At 61.7% G+C, this 23,813-nt stretch carries 21 protein-coding genes and 1 tRNA gene; 11 read left to right on the top strand and 11 right to left on the bottom strand.

The features are described from left to right. Positions 1-3 precede the first annotated feature (3 nt). Positions 4-855 (top strand): YihY/virulence factor BrkB family protein, encoded by an 852-nt coding sequence (locus LB541_RS18330; RefSeq protein WP_140500876.1) that lies wholly within the window; start codon positions 4-6, stop codon positions 853-855. Between the two features lie 97 nt (positions 856-952). Here the strand turns inward: LB541_RS18330 and LB541_RS18335 are convergent, their stop codons facing one another. Both LB541_RS18335 and gluQRS read right to left on the bottom strand, forming a co-directional pair. After that, the gene (locus LB541_RS18335) at positions 953-1,849 is read right to left on the bottom strand and encodes a DMT family transporter (protein WP_224619251.1); all 897 of its coding nucleotides are present in this window, start codon (positions 1,847-1,849) and stop codon (positions 953-955) included. 150 nt (positions 1,850-1,999) lie between these two features. Next, the gene (gene gluQRS, locus LB541_RS18340; RefSeq protein ID WP_140513860.1) at positions 2,000-2,869 is read right to left on the bottom strand and encodes a tRNA glutamyl-Q(34) synthetase GluQRS; all 870 of its coding nucleotides are present in this window, start codon (positions 2,867-2,869) and stop codon (positions 2,000-2,002) included. A 74-nt stretch (positions 2,870-2,943) separates the two neighbouring features. Here gluQRS and LB541_RS18345 point away from each other — a divergent pair, with 74 nt between their 5' ends. Then, complete coding sequence (locus tag LB541_RS18345) at positions 2,944-3,585, top strand: DNA-3-methyladenine glycosylase family protein (RefSeq protein ID WP_140513859.1); 642 nt, start codon at positions 2,944-2,946, stop codon at positions 3,583-3,585. Between the two features lie 130 nt (positions 3,586-3,715). Beyond that, on the top strand, positions 3,716-4,273 hold the full coding sequence (locus LB541_RS18350) for an HNH endonuclease (protein WP_023677956.1): 558 nt from the start codon (positions 3,716-3,718) through the stop codon (positions 4,271-4,273). A gap of 159 nt (positions 4,274-4,432) precedes the next feature. On the opposite strand, the gene LB541_RS18355 is transcribed toward LB541_RS18350, so the two are convergent. Both LB541_RS18355 and LB541_RS18360 read right to left on the bottom strand, forming a co-directional pair. After that, a complete protein-coding gene (locus tag LB541_RS18355) occupies positions 4,433-4,951 on the bottom strand; it encodes a disulfide bond formation protein B (RefSeq protein ID WP_140513858.1) in 519 nt (172 codons plus the stop codon). A gap of 84 nt (positions 4,952-5,035) precedes the next feature. Continuing rightward, positions 5,036-5,623 carry a YqaA family protein gene (locus LB541_RS18360; RefSeq protein WP_140500881.1) on the bottom strand — a complete coding sequence of 196 codons (588 nt, stop codon included), beginning with the start codon at positions 5,621-5,623 and terminating at the stop codon, positions 5,036-5,038. Between the two features lie 327 nt (positions 5,624-5,950). On the opposite strand from LB541_RS18360, the gene LB541_RS18365 reads away from it, so the two are divergent. Then, positions 5,951-6,035 (top strand) — tRNA-Leu (locus tag LB541_RS18365). Between the two features lie 283 nt (positions 6,036-6,318). After that, positions 6,319-6,528 carry a hypothetical protein gene (locus LB541_RS18370; protein ID WP_140500898.1) on the top strand — a complete coding sequence of 70 codons (210 nt, stop codon included), beginning with the start codon at positions 6,319-6,321 and terminating at the stop codon, positions 6,526-6,528. Between the two features lie 185 nt (positions 6,529-6,713). Here LB541_RS18370 and LB541_RS18375 read toward each other — a convergent pair whose 3' ends face one another. Next, entirely contained in the window at positions 6,714-6,917 is a 204-nt protein-coding gene (locus LB541_RS18375; RefSeq protein WP_224619252.1) for a hypothetical protein, read from the bottom strand. 335 nt (positions 6,918-7,252) lie between these two features. Between LB541_RS18375 and LB541_RS18380 the strand changes: the two genes are divergently transcribed. Continuing rightward, positions 7,253-7,486, top strand: coding sequence for a polymerase (locus tag LB541_RS18380; protein ID WP_140500900.1), 234 nt, complete (start codon positions 7,253-7,255; stop codon positions 7,484-7,486). Positions 7,487-8,062: 576 nt separating this feature from the next. Here the strand turns inward: LB541_RS18380 and LB541_RS18385 are convergent. Further along, positions 8,063-9,343, bottom strand: coding sequence for a GNAT family N-acetyltransferase (locus LB541_RS18385; RefSeq protein ID WP_140525444.1), 1,281 nt, complete (start codon positions 9,341-9,343; stop codon positions 8,063-8,065). Beyond that, positions 9,343-10,743 carry a lipopolysaccharide biosynthesis protein gene (locus LB541_RS18390; RefSeq protein ID WP_140513849.1) on the bottom strand — a complete coding sequence of 467 codons (1,401 nt, stop codon included), beginning with the start codon at positions 10,741-10,743 and terminating at the stop codon, positions 9,343-9,345. The genes LB541_RS18385 and LB541_RS18390 overlap by 1 nt, the downstream gene beginning before the upstream one ends. Before the next feature lie 275 nt (positions 10,744-11,018). On the opposite strand from LB541_RS18390, the gene LB541_RS18395 reads away from it, so the two are divergent. Genes LB541_RS18395 through LB541_RS18405 form a run of 3 tightly spaced genes read left to right on the top strand, consistent with a single transcriptional unit; the run spans position 11,019 to position 14,496 of the window. After that, a complete protein-coding gene (locus LB541_RS18395; protein WP_224619253.1) occupies positions 11,019-12,176 on the top strand; it encodes a hypothetical protein in 1,158 nt (385 codons plus the stop codon). Then, positions 12,143-14,122 (top strand): type ISP restriction/modification enzyme, encoded by a 1,980-nt coding sequence (locus LB541_RS18400; RefSeq protein WP_224619254.1) that lies wholly within the window; start codon positions 12,143-12,145, stop codon positions 14,120-14,122. Before LB541_RS18395 ends, LB541_RS18400 begins: the two co-directional genes overlap by 34 nt. Next, positions 14,119-14,496, top strand: coding sequence for a hypothetical protein (locus LB541_RS18405; protein ID WP_224619255.1), 378 nt, complete (start codon positions 14,119-14,121; stop codon positions 14,494-14,496). The genes LB541_RS18400 and LB541_RS18405 overlap by 4 nt, the downstream gene beginning before the upstream one ends. 484 nt (positions 14,497-14,980) lie before the next feature. On the opposite strand, the gene LB541_RS18410 is transcribed toward LB541_RS18405, so the two are convergent. Further along, positions 14,981-15,478, bottom strand: a complete 498-nt coding sequence (locus LB541_RS18410) for a hypothetical protein (protein ID WP_140584055.1) — start codon at positions 15,476-15,478, stop codon at positions 14,981-14,983. A gap of 418 nt (positions 15,479-15,896) precedes the next feature. After that, positions 15,897-16,169 carry a DUF4242 domain-containing protein gene (locus LB541_RS18415; protein ID WP_140500909.1) on the bottom strand — a complete coding sequence of 91 codons (273 nt, stop codon included), beginning with the start codon at positions 16,167-16,169 and terminating at the stop codon, positions 15,897-15,899. Positions 16,170-16,384: 215 nt separating this feature from the next. Between LB541_RS18415 and LB541_RS18420 the strand changes: the two genes are divergently transcribed. Continuing rightward, a complete protein-coding gene (locus LB541_RS18420; RefSeq protein ID WP_224619293.1) occupies positions 16,385-18,970 on the top strand; it encodes a helix-turn-helix transcriptional regulator in 2,586 nt (861 codons plus the stop codon). A gap of 58 nt (positions 18,971-19,028) precedes the next feature. Here the strand turns inward: LB541_RS18420 and secA are convergent, their stop codons facing one another. Beyond that, positions 19,029-21,761 carry a preprotein translocase subunit SecA gene (gene secA / locus LB541_RS18425; RefSeq protein ID WP_140500910.1) on the bottom strand — a complete coding sequence of 911 codons (2,733 nt, stop codon included), beginning with the start codon at positions 21,759-21,761 and terminating at the stop codon, positions 19,029-19,031. Between the two features lie 259 nt (positions 21,762-22,020). Between secA and LB541_RS18430 the strand changes: the two genes are divergently transcribed. Continuing rightward, positions 22,021-22,938, top strand: coding sequence for a peptidylprolyl isomerase (locus tag LB541_RS18430; protein WP_140500911.1), 918 nt, complete (start codon positions 22,021-22,023; stop codon positions 22,936-22,938). A 63-nt stretch (positions 22,939-23,001) separates the two neighbouring features. Here the strand turns inward: LB541_RS18430 and LB541_RS18435 are convergent, their stop codons facing one another. Beyond that, the gene (locus LB541_RS18435) at positions 23,002-23,601 is read right to left on the bottom strand and encodes a TetR/AcrR family transcriptional regulator (protein WP_140525449.1); all 600 of its coding nucleotides are present in this window, start codon (positions 23,599-23,601) and stop codon (positions 23,002-23,004) included. Positions 23,602-23,813 lie beyond the last annotated feature (212 nt).

Below are 23,813 nucleotides of genomic sequence, written 5' to 3' on the forward strand. Positions count from 1 at the left end.
TTCTTGTTGCGGAATATCGTCGCCCTGCGCCGCGTGCTCTACGACGCGATCGGTCATTTCAACACCGATGACGGCTGGGCGATGGCCAGCCATCTGGCAATCACCTCGCTGATGGCGCTGTTTCCGTTCCTGATCTTCGCCACCACGCTGGCGAGCTTCCTCGGCGCGCAAGCCTTCGCCGACACGGCCGTGCACCTGGTCTTCGACACCTGGCCGGAGCAAATCGCCAAACCGATCGCGCGGGAGGTGCTGAACGTGCTCACCGTGCGACGATCGGATCTGCTCACCTACGGCGTGCTGCTGGCCGCCTATTTCGCCTCGAACGGCATCGAGGCGCTGCGCACCTCGCTCAACCGGGCCTATCGCGTCACCGAGACGCGCGGCATCATCTATCGCCGCGTGCAGAGCATCTTCTTCGTGCTGATCGCCACGGCAGGCTTCCTGGCGATCAGCGTGCTCCTGGTCTTCGCGCCATTGCTGGCGCGGCTGGCCGAGGCGCATTTCGAGTGGATAAAACCCTATACGGGCACCATCACGCTGTGGCGCTACGTCATCGCCTCGACCGTCATCGTCGGCGGTCTGTTTTCAGTGCATTACTGGCTGCCGGCCGGCAAGCGCCGTTTCGTCTCGCTGATCCCCGGCATCGTCTTCACGCTCGCCGCATGGCTGATCGGCTCGACCATTTTCGCCACCTATCTCGACCATTTCTCGTCCTACGTGACGACCTACGCCGGGCTTGCCTCGATCATGATCGCGGTGGTCTTTCTTTACATCGTGTCCGCGATCTTCATTCTCGGTGGCGAACTCAATGCAGCAATCAGCCGCTATCTGGAGGCACGCGCGCGGGTGGGATGACCGGCTGAATTGAAGAACTGGAGAATTGGAGAATTGGAGAATTGAAGAAGAAGCCCCCAGCGCCAGATGGCACCATTTTCCTCAATTCCTCAATTCCTCAATTCCTCATTTCTACAATTCTTCCCTTGGTCTGCCGCACCGTTGCCAGACCGACACCGAAGGTCGTGATCGCCATGCCGGTAATCTGAAGCGCGTTGAGCTGCTCGTCGAACAAGGCCCAGGCGATGACGGCCGTCACCGCCGGCACCAGATAGAACAGCGAAGCGACCTTCGACATCTCGCCGTCGCGGATCATCACCATCAGAAGGAAGATGGCGCCGATCGACAGCACCAGCACCAGCCAGGCCATGGCGAAGATCAATTCGCCGTTGATGACGACCGCGTGGGTCTCGAAGGCCAGTGAAGCCAGGATCATCACCGAAGCGCCGCCGACATATTGCCACATGGTCGCGGCGACGAGGTCGCCGCCGGAAGCAAAACGCTTCTGCCATATGGTGCCGGCGCTCATGCCGAGCACCGAGACGAGCGAGGCTGTCAGCGTGGCTGACGTCACGCCGCCGCCGAGCGCACCGAGCTTTGGCCAGAGCACGATGACAACGCCGGCGAGGCCGACCGCGAGGCCGACCCAATGGCGCGGCAGGATCGCCTCGCCGAGAAACTTGCCGGCGAGCACCGCCGTGATCAGCGGCTGCAGGCCGACGATCAGCGCCGACAGCCCGGCGGGCATGCCCCTGTGGATAGCCCAGAAGACCGCGCCGAGATAGACGCCATGCATCAGAATGCCGGCCCCGGTGGCGTGCAATGCCTCTTCGCGGGAGGCTCTCTTGGAGCCAAGCACGACCACCAGGCCGGCGAACAACGCCGCCGCCAGGACGAAGCGCGCAGCCAGGAACGTAAACGGTTCGGCCCACGGCATGGCATAGCGGGCGCCGATGAAGCCGGTCGCCCACAGGACGACGAAAGTGGCGGGGATGAGCCGCTTGACGCTGTGCATTTTCCGGGGACCGCGCTTGATGAGAATTGAGCCGTGGCGAAGCTCTAGTCCGGTTCAAGCCGGCGCGCAAAACGAAACGATTGATCCATGCATCACCGGAATTCAACCGGCCGCCTTTTCTGCAAGCTGTCTCTTCGGCCTTCGCCTGCGTCAGAGACCGACCATCCGCCTGACATCGTGAGCCGACACGCCCGCTTCGCGCAAGACGGCAAGGCCGGTGTCCTTCAGGCTTTTCGACAGCTTGCGCCCGTCGGGTCCCAGGATCAGCCGGTGATGGAAATAGGCTGGCTGCGGCAGGCCAAGCAGTTCCTGAAGCAGCCGCTGTACCCCGGTGGCGGAATAAAGATCCTGGCCGCGCACGACATGGCTGACGCCCTGCAGCGCATCGTCGACGACGACGGCGAGATGATAGCTGGTCGGGATTTCGCGGCGCGCCACGATCACGTCGCCCCAATCGCGCGGGCGGGCCTCGACGACGCGCGTCGCGGAAAGCGTTTCGTCTGAAAATTCGTTCCATGACAAATCCTTGCCGACGCGTGCCATCGCCGCATCGACATCCAGCCGCCAGGCGAAGGGAGCGCCTTCGGCAATGCGGCGCCGGCGTTCCTTCGCCGGCAGCGCCTTGTCGACGGCGGGATAGACCGGCACGCCATCGGGATCGCGCGGCCAGTCGCGCTTTTCGCTGTCGGTGATGAAAGCCCGGATCTCGCTTCTGCTCATGAAGGCGGGATAGACGAGGTCCTCCCGGATCAGCCGGCCAAGCACCGTCTCATAACAGGCGAAGTGCTCGGATTGCCGTCGTACAGGCTGTTCCCAGGCAAGTCCGAGCCATTTCAGGTCGGCAAAGATGCCCGCCTCGAATTCCGGCGAGCAGCGCGTGGTATCGATATCCTCGATGCGCAGCAGCAGGCGGCCGCCGACCGCTCGCGCCAGTTTCTGGTTGAGCAGCGCCGAAAAGGCATGGCCGAGATGCAGTTCGCCATTGGGACTTGGCGCGAAACGGAATGTCAGGAGTGTCATCTCTTGAGCGGCAATCGGGTTGTGCGGCGGTTTTGCCAATTGCTACCGTGCGGCCGGTTCAGGAACAAGAAAGCATGCAACGTATCGCCACATTGGACGACATCGCCCGGGGACTCGACGCGCTTTGCGCGATCGACCCAAGGCTGGAAAAGATCCGCGGCATGGCGGGCGAGGTGCCGCTACGGCTGTCCCAACCAGGATTCTCGAGCCTTGCCTCGATTATCGTCTCGCAGCAGGTGTCGCGCGCCAGCGCCGATGCGATCTTCGGCCGGCTGACGAAATTGGTCGACCCGTTGACGCCGCTGGCGATCCTTGCCGCCGGCGAGGACATGTTTCGCGAGGCGGGCCTGTCGCGACCCAAGCAACGCGGCCTCCTCGCCGCCGCCCAGGCGGTGGCGGACGGCCTCGATCTTCATCATTTGTGTTCGCTTGACGCCGGCGAGGCAATCACGACCATGACGGCCGTGCCCGGTATCGGTCCGTGGACGGCGCAGGTGTATCTGCTGTTCGCCGCAGGCCATCCCGACATCTTCCCGGCGCGCGATGTCGCGCTCCAGACCGCCGTCGGCCATGCGCTCGGCATCGACCCGCGTCCGCAGGAGAAAACACTGATCCAACTCGCCGAATCATGGAGCCCATGGAGAGGTGTCGCATCGCGGCTTTTCTGGTCCTATTATCGCGAATTGAAGGGCAGGGATGCCGCACCCCCGGCCTGAAAGCGCGAAAAAGCATCAAAATCTCGTTTTTTTGTGCCTTCGGACGCGTGACAATCCGCTTCACATCCCTGTCATGTCGGGCTTACAGTATCCGCGCCATTCAGGTTAGAGAACCAAGGAGGCCAACGACGTGACGGTTGCCGTATCTCCGGATGGGCTTCCAGCGCTGGTGCTGAATGCGGATTACCGTCCGCTCAGCTATTACCCCCTGTCGCTCTGGTCGTGGCAGGACGCCATCAAGGCGGTGTTCCTCGAACGGGTGAACATCGTCGCCGAATACGAGCACGCGGTGTCCTCGCCGACCTTCTCGATGAAGCTGCCGAGCGTCGTCAGCCTGAAGGCCTATGTGAAGCCGTCGCGGCATCCCGCCTTCACACGCTTCAATGTCTTCCTGCGTGACCGCTTCCAGTGCCAATATTGCGGCACGCCCGACGATCTGACCTTCGATCACGTCATCCCCCGCCACCGCGGGGGTGCTACGACGTGGGAGAATGTCGTCGCCGCCTGTTCCCCTTGCAATCTCAGGAAAGGCGGCATGATGCCGGCGCATGCCAAGATGTGGCCGTTGCAGAAGCCCTACCAGCCGACGGTGCACGACCTGCACAATAATGGCCGTCTGTTCCCGCCCAACCATCTGCATGAAAGCTGGATGGATTATCTGTACTGGGATGTCGAACTCGAACCCTGAGAGCGTCCGACAATTCGGGACGCTGGCCGTCTGAAGCGATTGTCTGCGCTTCCGATGCTCACGGACCAATGTCCGCTCCGCTTCGGTTCTCGACAATCACTCCATACGACTCAGCCTGCAGAGTTCTTGAACGATCTCGCGTCGGCGCTTTCGCGCTACTCAGTCGCGCGAAAGAGCGCTGCGGAAGGCCACGGCCGCGAGGACAAGGCTGGCGATGGCGTTCCAGCCGGCGAGCGACAGGCCGAGAATGCGAAGCGCGGCCTTGTCGCAGGAGGGGGGCACGAATTTGTCGAGCGCGTCGAGCACGCCTTTGCCGCCGGTGTCGACCGGGCCTCCGCCCGCGGTGCAATCGGCCGGGCCCTGCCACCAGGCCCACTCCACGCCGGCGTGATAGATGCCGAGATACAGCCCATAGAGCATCAGCAGGCCGCCGATGGCCAGCAAGCCGCGCACCACCCATGCCGGCGCGTGCAGCGCCGATGCAAGCAGCGCCAGCAGCATCAGCGGCACGCCGATATAGTAGGGCGTGCGCTGTTCCAGGCAGAGATGGCAAGGGATGTAGCCGCCAATGTACTGGAAGGCGAGCGCGGAGCCGACAGTGGCGGCCATGGCTACGGCAAGGAACAGGGCCGTCATGGTCCGCTGGCGTCCGGTGTTGGCAGTCATGGTCGCAGTCATGGGGTCTTTCGTCCGTTATGTTCGCCGCTCGCCCGGTCTTGTGGTCCATGTCGCCACGCCGCCGCGCGGTTTGGGCGACATGAATCAGAAGGCGTATTTGACCAGGATATAGAGCAAAATCAGGGCGGCTGCCGCCGCACCCGCGATCAGGCCGAGGCGCTTTTCGATGAACTCGCGGATCGGCTCGCCATAGCGGCGCAGCAGCCAGGCCAGAAGCAGGAAGCGCCCGCCGCGCGCCACGATTGCCAGTGCGATGAACAGCAAAAGATTGACGCCGATGACCCCCGAAAGGATCGTCACCACCTTGATCGGCGGCAGATGGGCGGCGCCCGAGGTGATCAGCATCAAGATGATGAAGCCGATGCCCGAAGAGACGCGCAGCGCCTCGAACTCGTCATACTTGCCGTAGAATTCGAGGATGGGCCGCGCCAGCGCGTCGTAGGCGTAGTGGCCGATGAACCAGCCGGCGATGCCGCCCAGCACGGAGGCGACGGTGGCGATCAGCGCATAGCGATAGGCGCGATCAGGCCGCGACAGTGCCATCGGCAGATAGAGCACGTCGGCCGGCACCAGGAACACGGAACTCTCGACGAAGGCGATGAAGGCCAGCCACCATTCAGCGGATTTGCGCGCCGCCAGCGACAAGGTCCAGTCGTACAGTCCGCGAAGCATCGGCTCTCCTAATGTCGTAAATGCCTACCGCACGGCGCCCACATGCACGGCGTGGCCGGCATAAGGGCAGGCAGAAAACCAGGGGCATGGATGAAACAGGTGCATGCGTGAAACCAAGACCCGAAGCGCGCCGCGTTCCTTCTTCCGGACGCCAGGCGCTTCGACACGACGCCTGTCTAGAAAGATTTTCCGCGCCGCACAATGGCAGTGCCCGCAGGAAACCGAAAGGGGCGGTTTGGTCGCGGCTCCGCAGGCTATCGGCAACAGGCCAGTTGACGAACAGGCCTCCAACCGTATAGTCCGCGCCATCCAGGCCGCCCGGCCTGAGCCCCTATGGCGGAATTGGTAGACGCGCTCGACTCAAAATCGAGTTCCGCAAGGAGTGCTGGTTCGATCCCGGCTAGGGGCACCATTTCAGTCGCCGCTTCGATACGTCTGCCGCTAATTCCCGATCGGCGTTTCGGCAAATGCGGATATGGTGTTCGAGTTTGTCGTGCGCCGTTTAAAGCCGATATCGCAAGAGCGACATCCGGGAGCGGCTCGGCAGGGTGCAGGACGGCCTGTCCAATGCGGTAGCCGCTTTCACGCTTCAGGACCTATGTTGGCCGCCTGACCGTTCCTCGGTGTGGATATATCAGGCCTTGAGATTGCCCCTTGCATCAGTTGTTGCTTATTTATCTGAAAGGGAGGAACTCATGCCGATTCGTCAGAAAGCTCAGGAGGCTGGCGTCTTCGATTCCTCCGAAGTGGCCCTGCTTGGCCGCGTGTTCGACAGGCTGAAGCTCGACGCCCGATCGGCCCAGCAACGCGAAGCGATTTCATCCCGCATAATCGCGAATTACATGGCCGGGATCAGGGACGAAGACGAATTGGTTTCGGCATCCAGACAGCCGCTGGGACGCTAGCGCAATTCTGGTGCAAGTCGGGTCAAAACGGTTTCATCGACGAGCTTCGGAATCCACGTGAAAACAAACGGTTAGGGTGAGCCGGCGGTTCCATCAACGCCGAACCGCGCCAATGGGTCGGCTTAGACACCGGCCATAGTCGCAAGAAACGCCACTCGTGCCGTCCCATCCGACGACATCCGGGTTCAACAAGGAAATCCCGCGAAGCTGAATTCGGCGACCGTGCCGTCCTCCGATCTGGTGACCCGAACGAACAGCGCACCTGGAATGCGGGGTTGCATCGGATGACCGGTTGCCCGTCTGGCAGCCCCTGCGGGACTTGAAGCCGCCACCTCGTGCGTGCCGATAATTCTCTCGTCCAGGATTTCCTCCACCTTGTAGCTGGTCATTTTCCCTGTTGGGCGACGATCTTGACTATCGACAGAAGGAGCCCGGCCTGCTTTTGGCGGTAGGTTCGGCACTTGGCGAGCAGGCCGGGCTGTGCTCCCGGCTGTCAGGTACCTTGGTGGAGGGCTTAGCCGGTGCGAAAGGCAGACTGTCTCCTTCTCCTCGGACCCGCAATTGGGACTGAAGTCCGAAGCATCGACGCATTGGTCCTAAACCCTGAACATAAGCCGCCGTTCCTCATTGGCGTGGAAGCCGTCGAGTAAAGTCCCTTCATCGACGGTCCCTGGACGCCCGCCGTTGCTGCGAGCGGCGGGTGTCCGACTTCGGGGAGAAAGACATGCAGCTTGGCGAGATCATCGCGAACACCTTCGCCGTCCTGCTGCTGATTTGTTTTCTCGCGATCGTGTTCTTCCTGTTTGGAAAGCCGCTGTGGCCGGACCACTATGCTCGCATGTCGATTATTCTCCCGGTCGACGCGATGACCACGGCTTCGGTGAGACGGACCGGCGCGCATCCTCACCTGCCGGACACTTTCGACATGGCGCTCGCTCGCCCAAGACCGTCCCCGTAGGGCTCCGTGGCGGGCTTCTACGCGTCCAGGATTCTGGCGCCGGCAGCTTTCCCATGGCGGCTCACCCGCTGGTTCCGGCAGGTGGATTTCTCGCGTTCAGCGCCTGTTCCTCGCAATCCGCGCGCCACCGCCGAAAGCGACGAGGAAGAATGAGGACGAGTGGCTCAAGTTAGATCTGGTCGGCCGTTTCAAGTTCCTGAAGAGCAATGAAGATTAGCCTCATGCTCGCTGCCGGATTTCGTGAAGGCGGACCAAAGTCCCAGGGTCTGGTCCCAAAGGTCTTATGTTACCACTTAAGTTCCTTGAATGTCCTTTATATGTTCGAATGAATTAGCTAATTCTGATGTCTGCCACGAGGAAAAGCGCTCAAGAAAAACGGATGCGCCGCCGGCAAGCGACATGAATTATACCCAAAATCGTATCACCTTTGTCGCGCTTTGTTGAAAGATTGTGACTGTTGCTCAAGCAGGCGCTGGCGAATAAACGCTATCAATACAGTGACTGTTTATCCCATGAAGCAACCAAATGCTCAGGCTTGAAGCAAGCATCCACGCGCTCCAGAAGATGCGAGCGCGTCTATCGTCTCTTGAGCAGGCTCTTCATCCGGTTGCGCAGCAGGCGGGCCATGTTGCGGGTCTCCCGGTAGAGATGCAGTTGCGAGGCCGCCTGGCGGGCGAGACGGTCGGCGTCCGGCGTCAGGCCGATCACCAGCGTGCCCATCGGCTTGCGCTCGGTCCACAGCCTGCTCATCACCGGATGGTCGGGCACGGCACAGGAATCGGTCATCATGATGTTGGGGTCGTCGAGATGCTGCCTGGTCACCTCGATCATCAGCAGCGTGCCTGGCGAATAGCCGGCCAGAGTTTCGTCGTAGGCCGTCTTCCAGGTGTAGGCAACGCCGGCTTCGACGAAGACGATCAGGCACGCAATGGTGCGGCCGTCGAGCGTCAGCGAATGGATGCGGCACAGGTCCTGCTCGGCCAGCCTGTGCACGGCCTCGCGGGCGAAGGCGGCGCGGTAGCGGTCGATCGCCATGGCCGTGCGCTCGCGGCCCTTCCAGCCGGCCGCCTCCAGCGTCAGGAAGCTCTCGATGGCGTGACGGATCTCGTCGGGGCCGCGCGCCACGACATGTTCAAGCTTGCCGAGGTCGCCCAGCCGCCGCTTGAGGCGGCGGAACTCGCGGTAATGGTGCGCGCGCAGCGAAGCCTTCAGATAGTCCTCGGCGTCGCGTTCGCTCTCGAGCAGCGGACGCTGGGCGTGACCGGTGGTGACCAACATCAGGCCACGCGTTTCGGCCACAGTGGCAACCAGGCTCGCCACCGCGCCGTCGAGCCTGATGTCGGGCAGGACGAACACTTTCGGCAGCTTCAGATGCGGGCGCGACAGCATGGAGAAGAAATCCTCGAGGACACCGACCGGATCGTCGCGGTCGACCAGCGGGGTGCCGAGCGGGCCGAACGGGCTCGACCATGTGCGCATGACCGGAACCCCGAGCGGCACCACCGGCCGCTCCACCGAGAACGGCACCAGAAGGCGTAGCCGGTTGCGGTATTCATCGCCGTCACGGATGACGGCCAGACGCACCTCGCGGTCTTCCAGCCGGGGCATTGCGGGCGCGAGGAAACGCGGGTTGAAGAAGACGTTGGGCTCGATGGTGCGGGCGCACAGATAATCCAGCTCCTCGACGAGGTCGAACCCGGCCGACGCCGGATAGATGGCCAGTTTCCGCTCGGGCCGGTTGTTGGCGAGGATCTCGATATGGGCCGGGTCGGTGTCGCGCCCCAGTCCGGCAAGGCCGGACACCATGGCGCCGGCGGGGCCGCCGCTGGTTTCCTCGAGCAAGGGGATGGCGGCCATCACGCGGCTCCTTTGGCTGGCACGAAGATCGCCATGACGATGCCGAGCTTGCGCCAGACCGTGAAGGACAGCGCGCCGGCCTCGAAGATCATGGCGAAGGCGGTGGCCATTGCGGCGCCCCACAGGCCGAAGAGCGGGATCAGCACCACGTTCAGGCCAATGTTGAAGGCCAGCGTCATGGCATAGACGGCGGCGCAGACATTCTGGTTGCCGCTCATGGTGAGCAGGCTTTCGCACGGGCCGACGGCGGCGCGCGCCACGACGCCGAAGACGAGCAGGAACAGAAGCGGATAACCCGATGTGAATTCGGGACCGAACAGCATCAGCATCGGTTTGCCAAGCGCCAGCACCAGCAGCGCCATGGCGAGCGATGGCCAGAAGGTCCACGACACCGTCTCGCGGGCGAAGGCGGCGAGCTTTTCCGGCTCGCCATGGGTGAACTGGGCATAGCGCTGAGCGACGCCTGCCTTGACGGCGAAGTAGACGAAATGCACCAGCGCCAGTGTCTTGACCGTGGCGAAATAGACGGCGACGTCGTTGGGGTCCATATAGGCGCCGACCATCAGCACGTCGGCATTGGTGAGCAGGAAAAAGAAGCTTTCGACCAGGAAGATCGGCAGCGAGACAATGAACCATTGTGCGAAATGCACCTTCATCGGCCCGGCCGGAATCTGCTTTTCCATGCGCCGGGTGACGCCGATAAGCTGGGCGAGCGTGGTGACGTAAGTGGCGGCGATCGAGGCGAAGATCGCGGTCTTCGCGTCGGGCGCGTAGCCGGCGAAAAGCATCAGCGCCATGAACAGCAGGATCAGCACGGGCCGTATCAGATAGGTCGGCGCCAGGGCGAACAGCGCCCAGCTGTTCGCCCTGGCCTGGCCTTGCAGCAGATCCGATAGCGCTATCATCGGCAGGCAGATGACGCCGAGGATGAACGGCAGGACATAGTAGTTTTCAGTCCATGACGAAGCGAGCCACACGCCGAGCGCGCCGAGCCCGGCGATGACCGTCGAAGCGATCAGGACGAACAGGCGGCTGGCCACGACGATACCGCGCAACTCGTCGATGAGGCCGCGCTCGCGGTATTCGGGAATGAAGCGGATGACCGAGGTGTGGAAGCCGAGGCAGGCGAGATTGCCGACGATGACCATGGTCACCCAGACAAGGACGAAGATGCCGTATTCGAACGAGCCCATCCAGCGTGCCATCAACACCTGGCTGACGAAGGCGATGACGGCGCTGACGATGCGGATGGAAAAGGCAATGACCGACATGCGGCCGGCCTCGCCGCGCTCGTCGGCGGTGAACAGCACGGCGTCGACGCGGCCAAGCAACGGCTCCACGCGCAGCGCCAAACGCTGCGGCAAGAACCGCCCGGCTGTCGTGGCCGCGGAAAAGCGCACCCCGATTGTTCTCCGTTTTCCGCTTCTTTTCAGGCTTTGGTGTAGCGGAGACACCTTAAGAAAGGGTGGGTGGGGAGCTCCCTTCTCCCCGTCACTATACGGGGAGAAGGTGCCGGCAGGCGGATGAGGGGCGTCGCCGGGTTTTGGAGATTTGCTCGGCGCTCGTCCCCGTCGTTCTTGGCAAAGAATGAGGAAACAGGAGGCGCAGGGATCAGCGTTCAAGCACTTTCCCGGAACCGCGAAACCCGCTCTAATACGCCCGCTCTGGGGGAATCATGTCGCAACTTCTAATTCAGCAATATCTCAACGAAATCGACAGGCTAAGAAAGTTTTCGGGATCCATTACCGAGGGAGTTATCTCGGAAGCCTTCAAGGATCTGTTGAAGGCGTGGTCACGGCAGAACAATCTGCACTTCATTAGCCAATACGAATTTCTGTCTCCGCAGAAGAACCGCATCCGTCCTGATGGAACAATCCTGCATGATCTCCGGGTGCCGCTTGGCTATTGGGAAGCCAAGGACACGGCGGACGATCTCGATGGGGAAATTCGAAAGAAGTTGGCCAAGGGCTATCCACAGGACAATATCATTTTTGAGAATTCGAAAACGGCGGTCCTGATCCAGAACCGGCAGGAGGTTTTTCGCTGTTCGATGACGGACACCGAAAAACTGCTGAAACTGGTTTCGCTGTTCTTCAAGTACGAGCGCGAAGAAATCCGTGATTTTCGCAAGGCGGTAGAACAGTTCAAGCACGACATTCCGGCGGTGCTGACCGCACTTCGTGAACGCATCGACGCGGCCTATGACAAAAATCCGGATTTCCGCGCCGCGGCAGACAAGTTCCTCCAGCATGCCAAGGACACGATCAACCCGTCGGTCGGCGAAGCCGATGTACGGGAGATGCTGATCCAGCACATATTGACCGAGGAAATCTTCGCCCACGTTTTCGACAACAGCGACTTCCACCGCGAGAACAACATCGCCAAAGAGCTTTATGCTTTGGAGGCGAAGTTTTTCACGGGGCAAGTGAAACGCGAAACCCTCAAGGGTCTGGAAACCTACTACGCCACGATCCGCGCCAATGCGGCGCTGATTTCCAGCCATCAGGAAAAACAGCAGTTCCTGAAGCTGATCTACGAGAATTTCTACAAGGTCTATGACAAGAAGAAAGCCGACCGATTGGGCGTCGTCTACACGCCAAACGAGATCGTGAAATTCATGATTGAGGGCGCCGACTGGCTTACTCAAAAACATTTCGGCAACAACTTATCGACGAGCATGTCGAGATACTGGACCCCGCAACCGGCACCGGCACTTTCATCTGCGAACTGCTGGAACATTTTCGCGGGCAGCCGCGAAAGCTGGCGCACAAATACAAGAACGAACTGCACGCCAACGAGGTGGCGATCCTGCCCTATTATGTCGCCAATCTGAACATCGAGGCGACCTATGCCGCGATCTCGGGCCAATTCGCCGAGTTTCCCAACCTCTGCTTCGTCGACACGCTGGACAATGTAGCCGGGCTTGGCATCAAGGCCGGCTATCAGCACGACATGTTCGCCGGGCTTTCGGATGAGAACGTCGCGCGTGTCAGGCGACAGAACAAGCGCAAGATCTCGGTCATAATCGGCAACCCGCCGTACAATGCCAACCAGGCCAACGAGAACGACAACAACAAGAACCGCGAATATCCCCGTATCGATCAACTCATCAAGTCGAGTTACATCCGACTTTCGACGGCGCAGAAGACCAAGGTCTACGATATGTATGCTCGGTTCTTCCGCTGGGCGTCGGACCGCATGGCCGATGACGGTGTGCTGGCGTTCATCACAAATCGCAGCTTCATCGAAAGCCGAACTTTCGACGGGTTCCGCAAGGCAGTGGCGCAAGAGTTCAACGAAATCCACGTCCTCGATCTCGGCGGAGATGTGCGTGCTAACCCCAGGCTCTCCGGCACAAGGAACAATGTCTTTGGGATCCAGACGGGCGTGGCGATCTCCTTCTTCGTCAAGCGGCACAAGCAGAAGGGCTGCAAGGTTTTCTATGCGCGTCGGCCGGAAATGGACACGGCCGAAGATAAACTGAGCTTTCTGGCAAACACCAAGGCCTCGGAGATTTCCTACCTTCGGGTCGAGCCTGACAAGAACGGAAATTGGGTCAATTTGGTGGAGAACGACTGGGATGAAATGATTCCAGTGGCGGACAAAAAGACAAAGGCAGCCAAGACAAAGACGCAAGAGAAAGCAATTTTTCGGCTGTTTGCTAGTGGCATAAAAACGAATAGAGATGAGTGGGTCTATGATTTATCTGAAGATAGGCTTCAAGACAAAATTTCATTTTTCCTAAGTGTACTAAATCAAGCTCACGAGAAGAAGATTACCGATATTCGTTTACTCGCAACTGAGATCAAGCTCAGCAGCTCCCTTCGCATCCCCTCGTCAGCCGTCATTTTCTCGCGTGCCCGCGTTCGTCCGGTAGAGCTTCGCGCGTTTGTCCAAGGGTTTTTCTATTGCGACAAGATATTAAGCGATCGTTTAACGGACCATCATTTTTCGATTTTTGGTCCAAATCTCACGCTACCTAATATCGTTATTGCGTTTAGGAACGTGGCAGCCGACGACGGTTTATCGGTATTGGCTTCCAACGCGCCTATTGATTACAGCTTGGTCAAAACCGGAAACGGTGGAACGGAAAGTCTTCCTCGCTATCGCTATTCCAGAGGCGGGGAGCGCGTCGACAACATCACTGACTGGGGATTGAAGGAATTCCAGAAGGCATATGGAAAGGACGGGGGCGGCACCACGTCTCTCAGAGCCGAACAAGCGAAGACGCAGGTACTCACCAAGGATAGCATCTTCCATTACGTATACGCTGTGTTGTACGACCCGCTGTACCGGGACAAATACATGCTGAATTTAAAGCGAGAGTTCCCTCACATCCCGTTCTATCCCGATTTCTGGCGCTGGGCAGAGTGGGGTAAGCAGTTGATGGAACTGCATGTCGGCTATGAGAGCGTCGAACCATGGCCGCTGGAGCGGCTAGACGCGTCTGATGAAACGGCGCGGACAACAGGCGTTGCGCCCAGGCCCCTGCTCAAGGCAGACCGCGAGAACGGTATCATCCGGCTCGACACAGAAACACAGCTTTCCGGTATTCCGATGGAGGCGTGGGATTACCGGCTCGGCAATCGGTCAGGCCTCGAGTGGATTCTCGATCAGTACAAGGAAAAGACACCGAAAGACCCGACCATTCGTGAAAAGTTCAATACCTACCGCTTTGCTGATTACAAGGAGAAAGTAATCGACCTTCTGATGCGAGTAACGCGCGTGAGCATAGAGACGGTGGCGATCACTGAGGCGATGAAGGGGGCCAAACGGTGACCACCAAATCTCCAACGCTTGCTCATCCGCCAGTCGAAACCAGCGCTCTGGATTTTTATCAAGCAGTTGCGAAACTGCCGCAAATGCGGCGTGCGCCGGTAGGAGCAAAGGGCAGCATCCCTAAGGATACGATCCTCTCGCCTGCGGCCGGCGGCATCATGGTTGAAACGCCAATTATGGGCTCTCTGGTGAACTCATCACCGGCGTGGCGCGTCCAGGTATCGGCTGACGCGCGCAAGTTGCTCGATCTATGCGAAAGATACAAAAAGCTTGGCGCTTACAAAGAACCAAAATCGGTATTTTTGGTGAGTGTGGCTGACGGCGAACTGCGGGTAAAGTTCAAGACCACAACGATCGGGATACCGATCCTTTAGAGGCCGGCGGGACAGCGCCCCCCTCTGGCCTGCCGGCCATCTCCCCTCAGGTGGGGAGATCGGCAAATCGCGACCGCCAGCGCCGCCCCACCCTTCGGGCACCTTCTCCCCGTATAGTGACCTATCGGATTCACACATCGCAAAAACCGAATCAGGATCAATAGCTTAGATGAGCATCGATGTTGAAAGCACCGGACGGCGCGCGTGATCACTGACATTGAAAAGACTCGCGTTTTCAGCGGGCATCCTCGATGCCGGCAGAGATGTGTGAATACGATAGGTATAGTGACGGGGAGAAGGAAAGCGCTGCGCCTTTACGTGAAAGCCCCCGTGGCAGTGCTTGTATTTCTTGCCGGAGCCGCAGGCTTCGTTGCGGCCGAGCTTGGGGCGCGCAGCCTTGCCAGGAAGATAGCGATCTCGGGCATGATTTCTCCTCGCGACGCGTGAAAAGGCCTGCCGGCACTGTTCCGGCAGGCCGGTGCCGTTAGTCGGCCTTTTTCATGGCGTCGCACGAGACATTCGGGTTCATGTCGGCGAAGGCGCCGGTCGGGTTCTGCTTCCAGGCCCAGACATGAAGTTCGTAGAAGGGGCCGAGGCCGTAGCGGTTGGGAGCGCTGTCGAAGTTGAACAGCTGGCCTTCGAGCGACGCGGGACCCTTCGCGGTGATATATTCGACGGCCACCAGCTTCAGCTTGCCATCGGCCATCGGCTCGTACATCACGGCCTCCGGCTTGGCGAGGTCGACGGCATCGTCCTTGAGATAGGCGCCATTGACGTAGTGAATGCCCATGGCGCCGCCGGTGATGCCGCTGGCGCAGGGAATCGGCGCATAGCCCTCGGCGGTGGCCGCCGCGACATTCACGAAGCGGCCGTTGGCCGCCCGCACCTCGGCTGCCAGCCGATTGCCACTCTCCGCAGATGCGGCAGTGGCGGCGATCGCCATGATGGACAGCGCGGCAAGGCGCCAGAAATTGACGTTCATTTTATTCTCCATTGGTTGTTGGTGACGCGCAGGCGGCAGGACCGGCCTGTAAGGCCCTGCTGCCATGCCTGCGCGTTGGATCGTCAGTTGCGGGACGGGTCCGATCCGTCCGTCTCTAGCCGGGCGGCGGTCTCATTGATGCCACCCCCAGTATTCCCAGTAGTCCCGCCGCATCTCGTGCTCCGGCAGGCCGACGTCCCGCCTTAAATAATCGTCTTGCGGTGGCAGGCGCCTGCGCCGGCTTCGCAACGGCGCGAGCAGCGCGGACACAATCCGCGATGCGAGACCACGCCGGGAGGGTGCATGGTCGAACGCCACGACGGCGGCTGCCGTTTCGGGAGGAAACAGCACGGAAAGCCGACACCCATCGCTGCCCAGGACGATCTCACGCTCATTGTTCCATCCTTGGTCCATAGGGTCAGCGATAAAAGTAAGGGTCCAGGACCCTCACCTCCGTGATCTTGTCCACCGGCAGCGAATTCTTCTGCGCCGTGCTGCGGATCGCCTCCGGCGAGGGGGCGTCGTAGATGCAGAAACTCTTGTTCCTGTCGGGCGACACGAAGGAGTGCAGCCAGGTGACCCCCTTCTCGGCGTTGCGCATGATGATGCCGCCGAGCGCCGTCGCGCCGACGTCGTTCGTCGGCACGTTGAGCCCGTCGGGGAATGTCCGTTCGATCAGATAGCGAGGCATGGAGTGGCTTCCTTTTGTGACTGATTCACGCTCGAAATGAGCGCGGTTGGAGAAAAATCACGATCGTCGAAAGCGCACATCGGAGCCTTTCCCCATATTGCGCGGGACGATTCCCTATGTTTTCGACGTTTGGTCTGGGAGCCACACTGCGGATACCGAAGCGGGGGTATTTTGGAGAAGGGTCGAGGGACGACGATACTTATGGGCCAGTGACGATGCTTCTGGAACGGCAGGCACAACTCGATCAGTTGGAGGAACTGCTCGCGGAGGCCGCGCGCGGTCGCGGCCGCGTGGCGGCATTGCTGGGCGAGGCCGGCGCCGGCAAGACGGCACTCGTCGAGGCGTTCATAACCCGTGCCGGGCAGCACGTTTCCATATTCCGCAGCGCTTGCGAGGACCTGTCGATTCCCGATCCGCTGGGACCGCTCTATGATCTGGCCCGGGACGCGCAGTGGGCACTGCCCCGGGCAATCGACGACCGCCAAGGTCAGCGGCTGCCCCTGTTTTCAGACGCTCTCGAGGTTTTCGAGGCGAGGTCTCGGCCGGGTTTGCTGGTCATCGAGGATATGCACTGGGCCGACGACGCGACCCTGGATTTCGTCCGTTTCCTGGGCCGGCGCATCACCAACACGCATATGCTGGTGCTGTTCACGGCACGCACCGACCGCAGCGAAGGGCAGATGCGTGCGCGCCGGGTGCTCGGCGAAATTCCAGCCGGCAACGTCCAGCGCATCGAAGTGCCACTGCTCAGCGAGGCGGCGGTGTTGTCGCTTGCCGAAGCAGCCAACCGCGACGGCAGCGCAATCTATCGCGCCACCGCGGGCAACGCCTTCTTCGTCACCGAATTGCTGGCTGCCGAAAGCGAGATGATCCCGCCGGCCAGCGTCCGCGACGCCGTGCTGGCGCGTGCCGAGCGCCTGTCGCAGGGAGCGCGCTCGATGCTCGACGCGGTGTCTGTGTTTCCACGCCGCGCCGATGCCTGGGCGCTGCGCGGCCTCTGTGGCGTCGCCAGCGCCGGCCAGCTGGCGGAATGTGTCTCGAATGGCTTGCTCGACGATCTCGGCGATGGCTACGCCTTCCGGCACGAGATCGCCCGTCGCGCCATCGAGATGGCGCTGACCTCGAGCCGTCGGCGCGAATTCAACCAACGCGCGCTTTCCGCACTGCAGGAAAACGCCGAGGTGGCTACCGCAAGGCTTGTGCACCACGCGGTGGAGGCCCAGAATCTTGAGGCGGTGCGCGAGCTTGCCCCGCTCGCAGCGCGCGAGGCTTCCCGCGTCGGCGCGCATCGCGATGCCGCCGGCTACTACGAGGTCGCCTTGCGGCATGCCGACAGCCTGCCGATGAGCGACCGGGCGAGGCTTTACGAAGGATATGCGTTTGAATGCCATCTGATCGGCCGCATCGATGCGGCCATCGAGGCGCAGGGCCAGGCGCGCCGGCTACAGCAGGTGCTGGGGGACACGCTCAGGGAGGGCGACAGCCTCAGATGCCTGTCGCGCTTCGCCTATTTGGTGGGTGACCGCGAACAGGCGGACCTGTTCGGAGCCCAGGCGGTGGAACTGCTGGAACAGGCGCCTGCCAGTCCGGAGCTTGCCATGGCCTATTCCAATCTCTCGCAGCTGGCGATGCTGGCCGAGAAGCTCGATGAGACGCTGCTGCTTGGCGGCAAGGCAGTCGCTCTGGCCGAACGGTTGAACAAGCCGGAGATAATCTGCCACGCGCTCAACAATCTTGGCTCGGCCGAGCAGTGGCTTGACCTGGCCAAGGGCCGGCTGCACCTCGCCCGCAGCCTTGAAATCGCGCTCGTGCAGAATTTCCAGGAGCACGCGGCACGCGGCTTCACCAATTGCGCCTGCGCCGAAATGAACCAGCTCGATCTTGTGCGCGCGCAATCCTTTCTCGACCGCGGCATTGCCTATTGCGTTGAGAACGACCTCGCGACCTGGCGCGACTATATGCGGGGCGTGCAGGCGCAGCTGCTTTTGCGACGCGGCCTTTGGGACGATGCGGCCGCCATGGCTCTCGACGTCATCGACGATGCTGCAACGACGGCCCTGGTGCGTTACCCATCCTTGGTCGCGCTGGCGAAACTGCGCATAAGGCGAGGCGATCCGGCTGGGCCTGTGCTGGAGGAAATGAAGCGGTTCCTGGACAGGGGAATGGAGCTGCAGCGGCTGGTGCCTTATACGGCGTCGATGGCCGAACTGGCATGGCTTGGGCAAGGCGACGCCAGTGAGGCGCTTCGCCTGATCGAGCTGGCAGAAAGCCTGTCGCCGACGAGGGCGATGTTCGCCGAACTGGCCGTCTGGCGGCTGCTCTTGTCGCCTGAAAGCGACCCTGGCGATACGACCGGCATGGCGGAGCCCTATCGCCTGCTGCTCGCCGGCGATTGGCACGGTGCCGCGACGCTGTGGGCCCGGCTGGGTGCTCCGTTCGAGCAGGCGCTCGCCCTGCTGCGCGGCGACGAGCCGGCCCTGCGCCTGGCCTTGGATATATTCGAGGGGCTCGGTGCCCGGCCGGTCGCCCAGCACGTCCGCGCCGTCATGCGGCAGAATGGCGTCAATAACATTGCAAGGGGACCGCGGCAGAGCACGCGCGCCAATCAAGCTGGCCTGACGCTGCGCCAGATGCAGGTCCTGCAACTGATCGAACGCGGTTTTTCCAACAAGAGAATAGCCGAGCACCTGACCATCTCACCGAAGACCGTCGATCATCATGTCTCGGCGGTGCTGGGCAAGCTGGAGGCCATTTCGCGCGGCGAGGCGACCGCCGCCGCGCGCGATTCCGGGCTGATCTGAGCACGTAGGAATCGCGCCCGGATCAGAAATCCGGGAATGTGAGCCCTGCAGGTTTTCCTTACGCGAAAGCGCCGTGGCAGTGCTTGTATTTCTTGCCGGAGCCGCAGGGGCACGCTTCGTTGCGGCCGACCTTGCCCCAGGTGGCGGGGTTGTTGGGGTCGCGGTCTTCGGGGGCGACGATGGCGTTGCTTTCCTGGCGCACCAGAAGGGCGGTTTCGCCGCCTTCGAAATCGTTCTCGCCGGTGGTACCGTCAATATGCGTGCCGAACATGTCGGGGGCTTCCGGCGGCGGGGCCTCGGCAGCCTGGCGGACCAGTTCGACGCGCATCAGCTGCGCGGTGACGGCCTGGCGCAGATTGCCCAGCATCGCCTGGAACAGCTCGAACGCCTCGCTCTTGTATTCCTGCAAAGGATCGCGCTGGGCGTAGCCGCGGAAGCCGACAACCGAACGCAGATGGTCGAGATTAACGATGTGCTCGCGCCACAGATGGTCGAGCGTCTGCAGCACCACGGAGCGCTCGACATAGGTCATCACCTCGGGCCCGAAGCGCTCGGCGCGCTCCTTGGCGGCGGCGTCGGCGGCTTGCGTGATGCGCTCGCGAATGTCGTCCTCGGCGATGCCTTCTTCCTTGACCCATTCCTCAATCGGCAGGTCGAGATTGAGGAACTCGGCGACCTCGGCCTTCAACCCGGCGACATCCCACTGCTCGGCATAGGCGTTCTCGGGAATGGCCTTGGCGACGATCTCGTCGATAACGCCTTCGCGCATCTCGGCAATGGTCTCCGACAGGCCTTCGCCGTCCATCAGCTCGATGCGCTGTTCGAACACGACCTTGCGCTGGTCGTTGGAAACGTCGTCATATTTCAGAAGATTCTTGCGGATGTCGAAGTTGCGCGCCTCGACCTTCTTCTGCGCCTTTTCCAGCGCCTTGTTGATCCAGGGATGGATGATGGCCTCGTCTTCCTTGAGGCCGAGCTTCTGCAACATGCCGTCCATGCGCTCGGAGCCGAAGATGCGCATCAGATCGTCCTGCAGCGACAGGAAGAATTTCGAGCGGCCGGGGTCGCCCTGGCGGCCGGAGCGGCCACGAAGCTGGTTGTCGATGCGGCGTGACTCGTGGCGTTCGGTGGCGAGCACGTAGAGGCCGCCGGCAGCCAGCGCCTTTTCCTTCAGGCGCTCGACGTCGGCATAGATTTCCTTTTCCCGCGCCTCGCGCTCGGGCCCTTCGGGCATGTCGCCCAGTTCCTCGGCGATGCGCATCTCGGCATTGCCGCCGAGCTTGATGTCGGTGCCGCGGCCGGCCATGTTGGTGGCGATGGTGATGGCGCCGGGCTTGCCCGCCTGGGCGACGATCGCCGCCTCGCGCTCGTGATGGCGGGCGTTCAGCACCTCGAAATCCTTAAAACCTTCCTTGCGCAGCCGCTCGGCCAGTTGCTCGGACTTCTCAATCGAGGTGGTGCCGACCAGCGTGGGCTGGCCCTTGGCGCTGGCTTCGCGGATCTCCTTGACGATCGCCTTGTATTTTTCCTCGACCGTCCGGTAGACCTCGTCGTCCTCGTCCTTGCGGATGACCGGCAGGTTGGTCGGGATCTCGGTGACTTCGAGGCCGTAGATGTTGCCGAACTCCTCGGCCTCGGTCAGCGCCGTGCCGGTCATGCCGGAAAGCTTCTTGTAGAGGCGGAAATAGTTCTGGAAGGTAACGGAGGCGAGCGTCTGGTTCTCCGGCTGGATCGCCACATGCTCCTTGGCTTCAAGCGCCTGGTGCAGGCCTTCCGAATAGCGGCGGCCGGGCATCATGCGGCCGGTGAACTCGTCGATAATGACGATCTCACCATTGCGCACGATATAGTCCTTGTCGCGCTGGAACAGGCGGTGCGCCTTCAGCGCATTGTTGACGTGATGGACGATGGCGACGTTCTCGACGTCATAGAGCGACTCTCCCTTCAAGAGGCCGGCGTCGCGCAGCAGGTTCTCGAGCTTCTCGGTGCCTTCCTCGGTGAAGATGGAGGTCTTCTGCTTCTCGTCGATCTCATAATCCTGCGGCTGCAGCTGGATGATGAAAGTGTCGATGGTGTTGTACATTTCCGAACGGTCCTCGAGGGGACCGGAAATGATCAGCGGGGTGCGCGCCTCGTCGACCAGGATGGAATCGACTTCGTCGACGATCGCGTAGTTGTGACCGCGCTGCACCATCTGGGCGCGCTCGTACTTCATGTTGTCGCGCAGATAGTCGAAGCCGAGTTCGTTGTTGGTAGCATAGGTGACGTCGGCGGCGTAGGCGACGCGGCGCTCCTCGTCGGACAGGCCATGGACGATGACGCCGACCGAGAGGCCGAGGAACTTGTAGACACGGCCCATCCATTCGGAGTCGCGGGTGGCAAGATAATCGTTGACGGTGACGACGTGGACGCCATTGCCGGCCAGTGCATTGAGATAAACGGGCAAGGTCGCGACCAGCGTCTTGCCCTCACCGGTGCGCATCTCGGCGATGCCGCCATTGTGCAGCACCATGCCGCCGATCAGCTGGACGTCGAAGGGGCGCATGCCGAGCACGCGGCGCGCCGCCTCGCGGGCGGTGGCGAAGGCCGGGATCAGCAGGTCCTCGAGGCTGGCGCCGTTGGCGATGTCTTGGCGGAACTTTTCCGTGCGGCCGGCGAGCTCTGCATCGGAGAGCGCCCGCATCTCGTTTTCCATGGCGTTGATCGCCTCGACACGGGGCCGGGTCGACTTGACCCTGCGGTCGTTGGAGGAGCCGAAAACCTTACGGGCGAGACCGCCGAGACTGACCATCCAATGGTCCTTTCGATAGAATTCTCAAACTGAGACGAGCGCCGGCCGGCCCCATCAAATCCACGTGAATGCGCCGCCTGTATACGGGCAACGCAAAAAGCGCCCGGAAAACGGTTCTGGACGCAAAGTCGTTGGACAGATAAGAGGGGGCTCAACTGATGTCAACGCCGCGCTGGCCCTGCCGGTCGCGCCAAATTCGGCCACAATCTGGCTGATCTGGAAGCCTCCCGTCCTTCACATCCTCATCGGAGTCATCTTAATGTCCTTGTTGTTCCGCCGTGCGTCGCTCGCCAGCCTCGGCCTGGCCGTCGGCCTGTCGGCTCTTTGCCTGTCGCCGCTGATGGCGCAGGAAACCGCACCAGCCCAGCCGGCACCACCAGCGGCACCGGCCGCACCGGTCGATCCGAATACAGTGGTTGCCACCGTCAACGGCCAACCCCTCACCGAAGCAGATCTCGTGCTTGCCGAAGGCGAGCTGTCGCAGCAGTTCGCGCAACTCCCGGCCGAGCAACGCCGCGCCGCGGCGCTTTCGGCCGCAATCGAGATCCGCGTCATGGCCGCCCAGGCCGTCTCGACCGGTCTCGACAAGGATCCCGATTTCCAGCGCCGCATGGCCTTCCTGCAGCAGCGCGCGCTGCATGGCGAGATGGTCGAGAAGGGCGTCGTCGACAAGGTCACCGACGCCGAGATCCGCGCCCGCTACGACCAGGAGATCGCCAACACGCCGCCGGTCAACGAGGTGCATGCCCGTCACATCCTCGTGAAGACGAAGGAAGAGGCCGAGGCGATCATCAAGCAACTCGACGGCGGCGCCGATTTCCAGAAGCTCGCCAACGAGCACACCTCGGATCCGAGCGGCAAGACCAGTGGCGGCGATCTCGGCTGGTTCGGACCTGGCCAGATGGTGCCGGAATTCGACAAGGCCGCTTTCGCGCTCGAGGTCGGCAAATACACCGAGCAGCCGGTGCAGTCGCAGTTCGGCTGGCATGTGATCAAGCTCGAGGACAAGCGCACCAAGCAGCCGCCGGCCTTCGACGACGTCAAGGACCAGGCCAAGCAGGCGGTCATCCGCGACAAGTATTTCGCGCTGGTCAAGTCGCTGCGCGCCGATGCCAAGGTCGAAATTCCCGACGCCAATTTGAAGAAGGCCGTCGATACGCTGGAAAGCGCCAAGTAAACCAGAACGGTTTCGAAAAAGGGGCGCGGTGGCCAAAGGGCGCCGCGCCCTTTTTGCGTCAGTTCAGCCGTCGGGCCCCTCTATGCCTCGCAGGAGATAGCGGACCACCTTGCGTATCGTCGCCTCGTCTTCGTCGAGCCGGTTGGTCAGGAGCTGCCGCCACGCATAGGAAGCCACCAGGTCGGCGGCCACAGCCGGATCGACATCGGCCGCGACCTCGCCCCTTGCCTTGGCGCGCTCGATGATCTGGCCGGTGTGGGCCCGGCGCCCGCCGGTATAGCCGGCAAGGGCCGTGGCCGCCGTTTCGTCCGACTGCGCCTCGGCGATCAGCGACCTGAACACGCTGCCCGACGACGTCTCGCGCCAGTGCGCGAACAGGTTCTTGAGGAAGCCGACGAGGTCCTCTTCCAGTCTTCCCGTATCGGGAACATCGACGCGTTTCTGGCGCTGGTAGACCTCCAGCAGCAGCGAGGCCTTGCTCGGCCACCAGCGATAGATGGTCGGCTTGCCCGCACGCGCCCGCCGCGCCACGGCCTCGATCGAGAAGCCGGCATAGCCGGCCTCGACCAACACCGCCTCGGCGGCATCGAGAATAGCTTCCGCGCTGTCGGGATTGCGCCGCGCGCCAATAGATTTACGCGCCGTATCCGCCTCTTCGGCCATCCTGTCGCCCTCGCCGTCGGTAGGGCCGGCAATATAAGTGATCCGGCGATGAAACGAAACGGCCCGTTCTTAGCGGTTGACTCAAGGGACATTTTTGCCTGCCATGTTTCCCGCACGATGCGCAGGCCGTCATCGGTGCTGACCAACTCCGGCCGCGCGCCCGCACCGAGTCGCAACGATCGCAACCTGGGCAGGGCGGTGCCAGCGAACTG

The organism is Mesorhizobium sp. BR1-1-15 (assembly GCF_020165475.1).
In the GTDB taxonomy this organism is placed as follows: Bacteria; Pseudomonadota; Alphaproteobacteria; order Rhizobiales; family Rhizobiaceae; genus Mesorhizobium.

Bases quoted from the DNA above. Each gene is read 5' to 3' on its own strand.
- LB541_RS18335 (WP_224619251.1), bottom strand. From the start codon at position 1,849: ATGCACAGCGTCAAGCGGCTCATCCCCGCCACTTTCGTCGTCCTGTGG.
- gluQRS (WP_140513860.1), bottom strand. From the start codon at position 2,869: ATGACACTCCTGACATTCCGTTTCGCGCCAAGTCCCAATGGCGAACTG.
- LB541_RS18345 (WP_140513859.1), top strand. From the start codon at position 2,944: ATGCAACGTATCGCCACATTGGACGACATCGCCCGGGGACTCGACGCG.
- LB541_RS18355 (WP_140513858.1), bottom strand. From the start codon at position 4,951: ATGACTGCGACCATGACTGCCAACACCGGACGCCAGCGGACCATGACG.
- LB541_RS18360 (WP_140500881.1), bottom strand. From the start codon at position 5,623: ATGCTTCGCGGACTGTACGACTGGACCTTGTCGCTGGCGGCGCGCAAA.
- LB541_RS18370 (WP_140500898.1), top strand. From the start codon at position 6,319: ATGCCGATTCGTCAGAAAGCTCAGGAGGCTGGCGTCTTCGATTCCTCC.
- LB541_RS18375 (WP_224619252.1), bottom strand. From the start codon at position 6,917: ATGACCAGCTACAAGGTGGAGGAAATCCTGGACGAGAGAATTATCGGC.
- LB541_RS18380 (WP_140500900.1), top strand. From the start codon at position 7,253: ATGCAGCTTGGCGAGATCATCGCGAACACCTTCGCCGTCCTGCTGCTG.
- LB541_RS18385 (WP_140525444.1), bottom strand. From the start codon at position 9,343: ATGGCCGCCATCCCCTTGCTCGAGGAAACCAGCGGCGGCCCCGCCGGC.
- LB541_RS18395 (WP_224619253.1), top strand. From the start codon at position 11,019: ATGTCGCAACTTCTAATTCAGCAATATCTCAACGAAATCGACAGGCTA.
- LB541_RS18410 (WP_140584055.1), bottom strand. From the start codon at position 15,478: ATGAACGTCAATTTCTGGCGCCTTGCCGCGCTGTCCATCATGGCGATC.
- LB541_RS18415 (WP_140500909.1), bottom strand. From the start codon at position 16,169: ATGCCTCGCTATCTGATCGAACGGACATTCCCCGACGGGCTCAACGTG.
- LB541_RS18420 (WP_224619293.1), top strand. From the start codon at position 16,385: ATGCTTCTGGAACGGCAGGCACAACTCGATCAGTTGGAGGAACTGCTC.
- secA (WP_140500910.1), bottom strand. From the start codon at position 21,761: ATGGTCAGTCTCGGCGGTCTCGCCCGTAAGGTTTTCGGCTCCTCCAAC.
- LB541_RS18430 (WP_140500911.1), top strand. From the start codon at position 22,021: ATGTCCTTGTTGTTCCGCCGTGCGTCGCTCGCCAGCCTCGGCCTGGCC.
- LB541_RS18435 (WP_140525449.1), bottom strand. From the start codon at position 23,601: ATGGCCGAAGAGGCGGATACGGCGCGTAAATCTATTGGCGCGCGGCGC.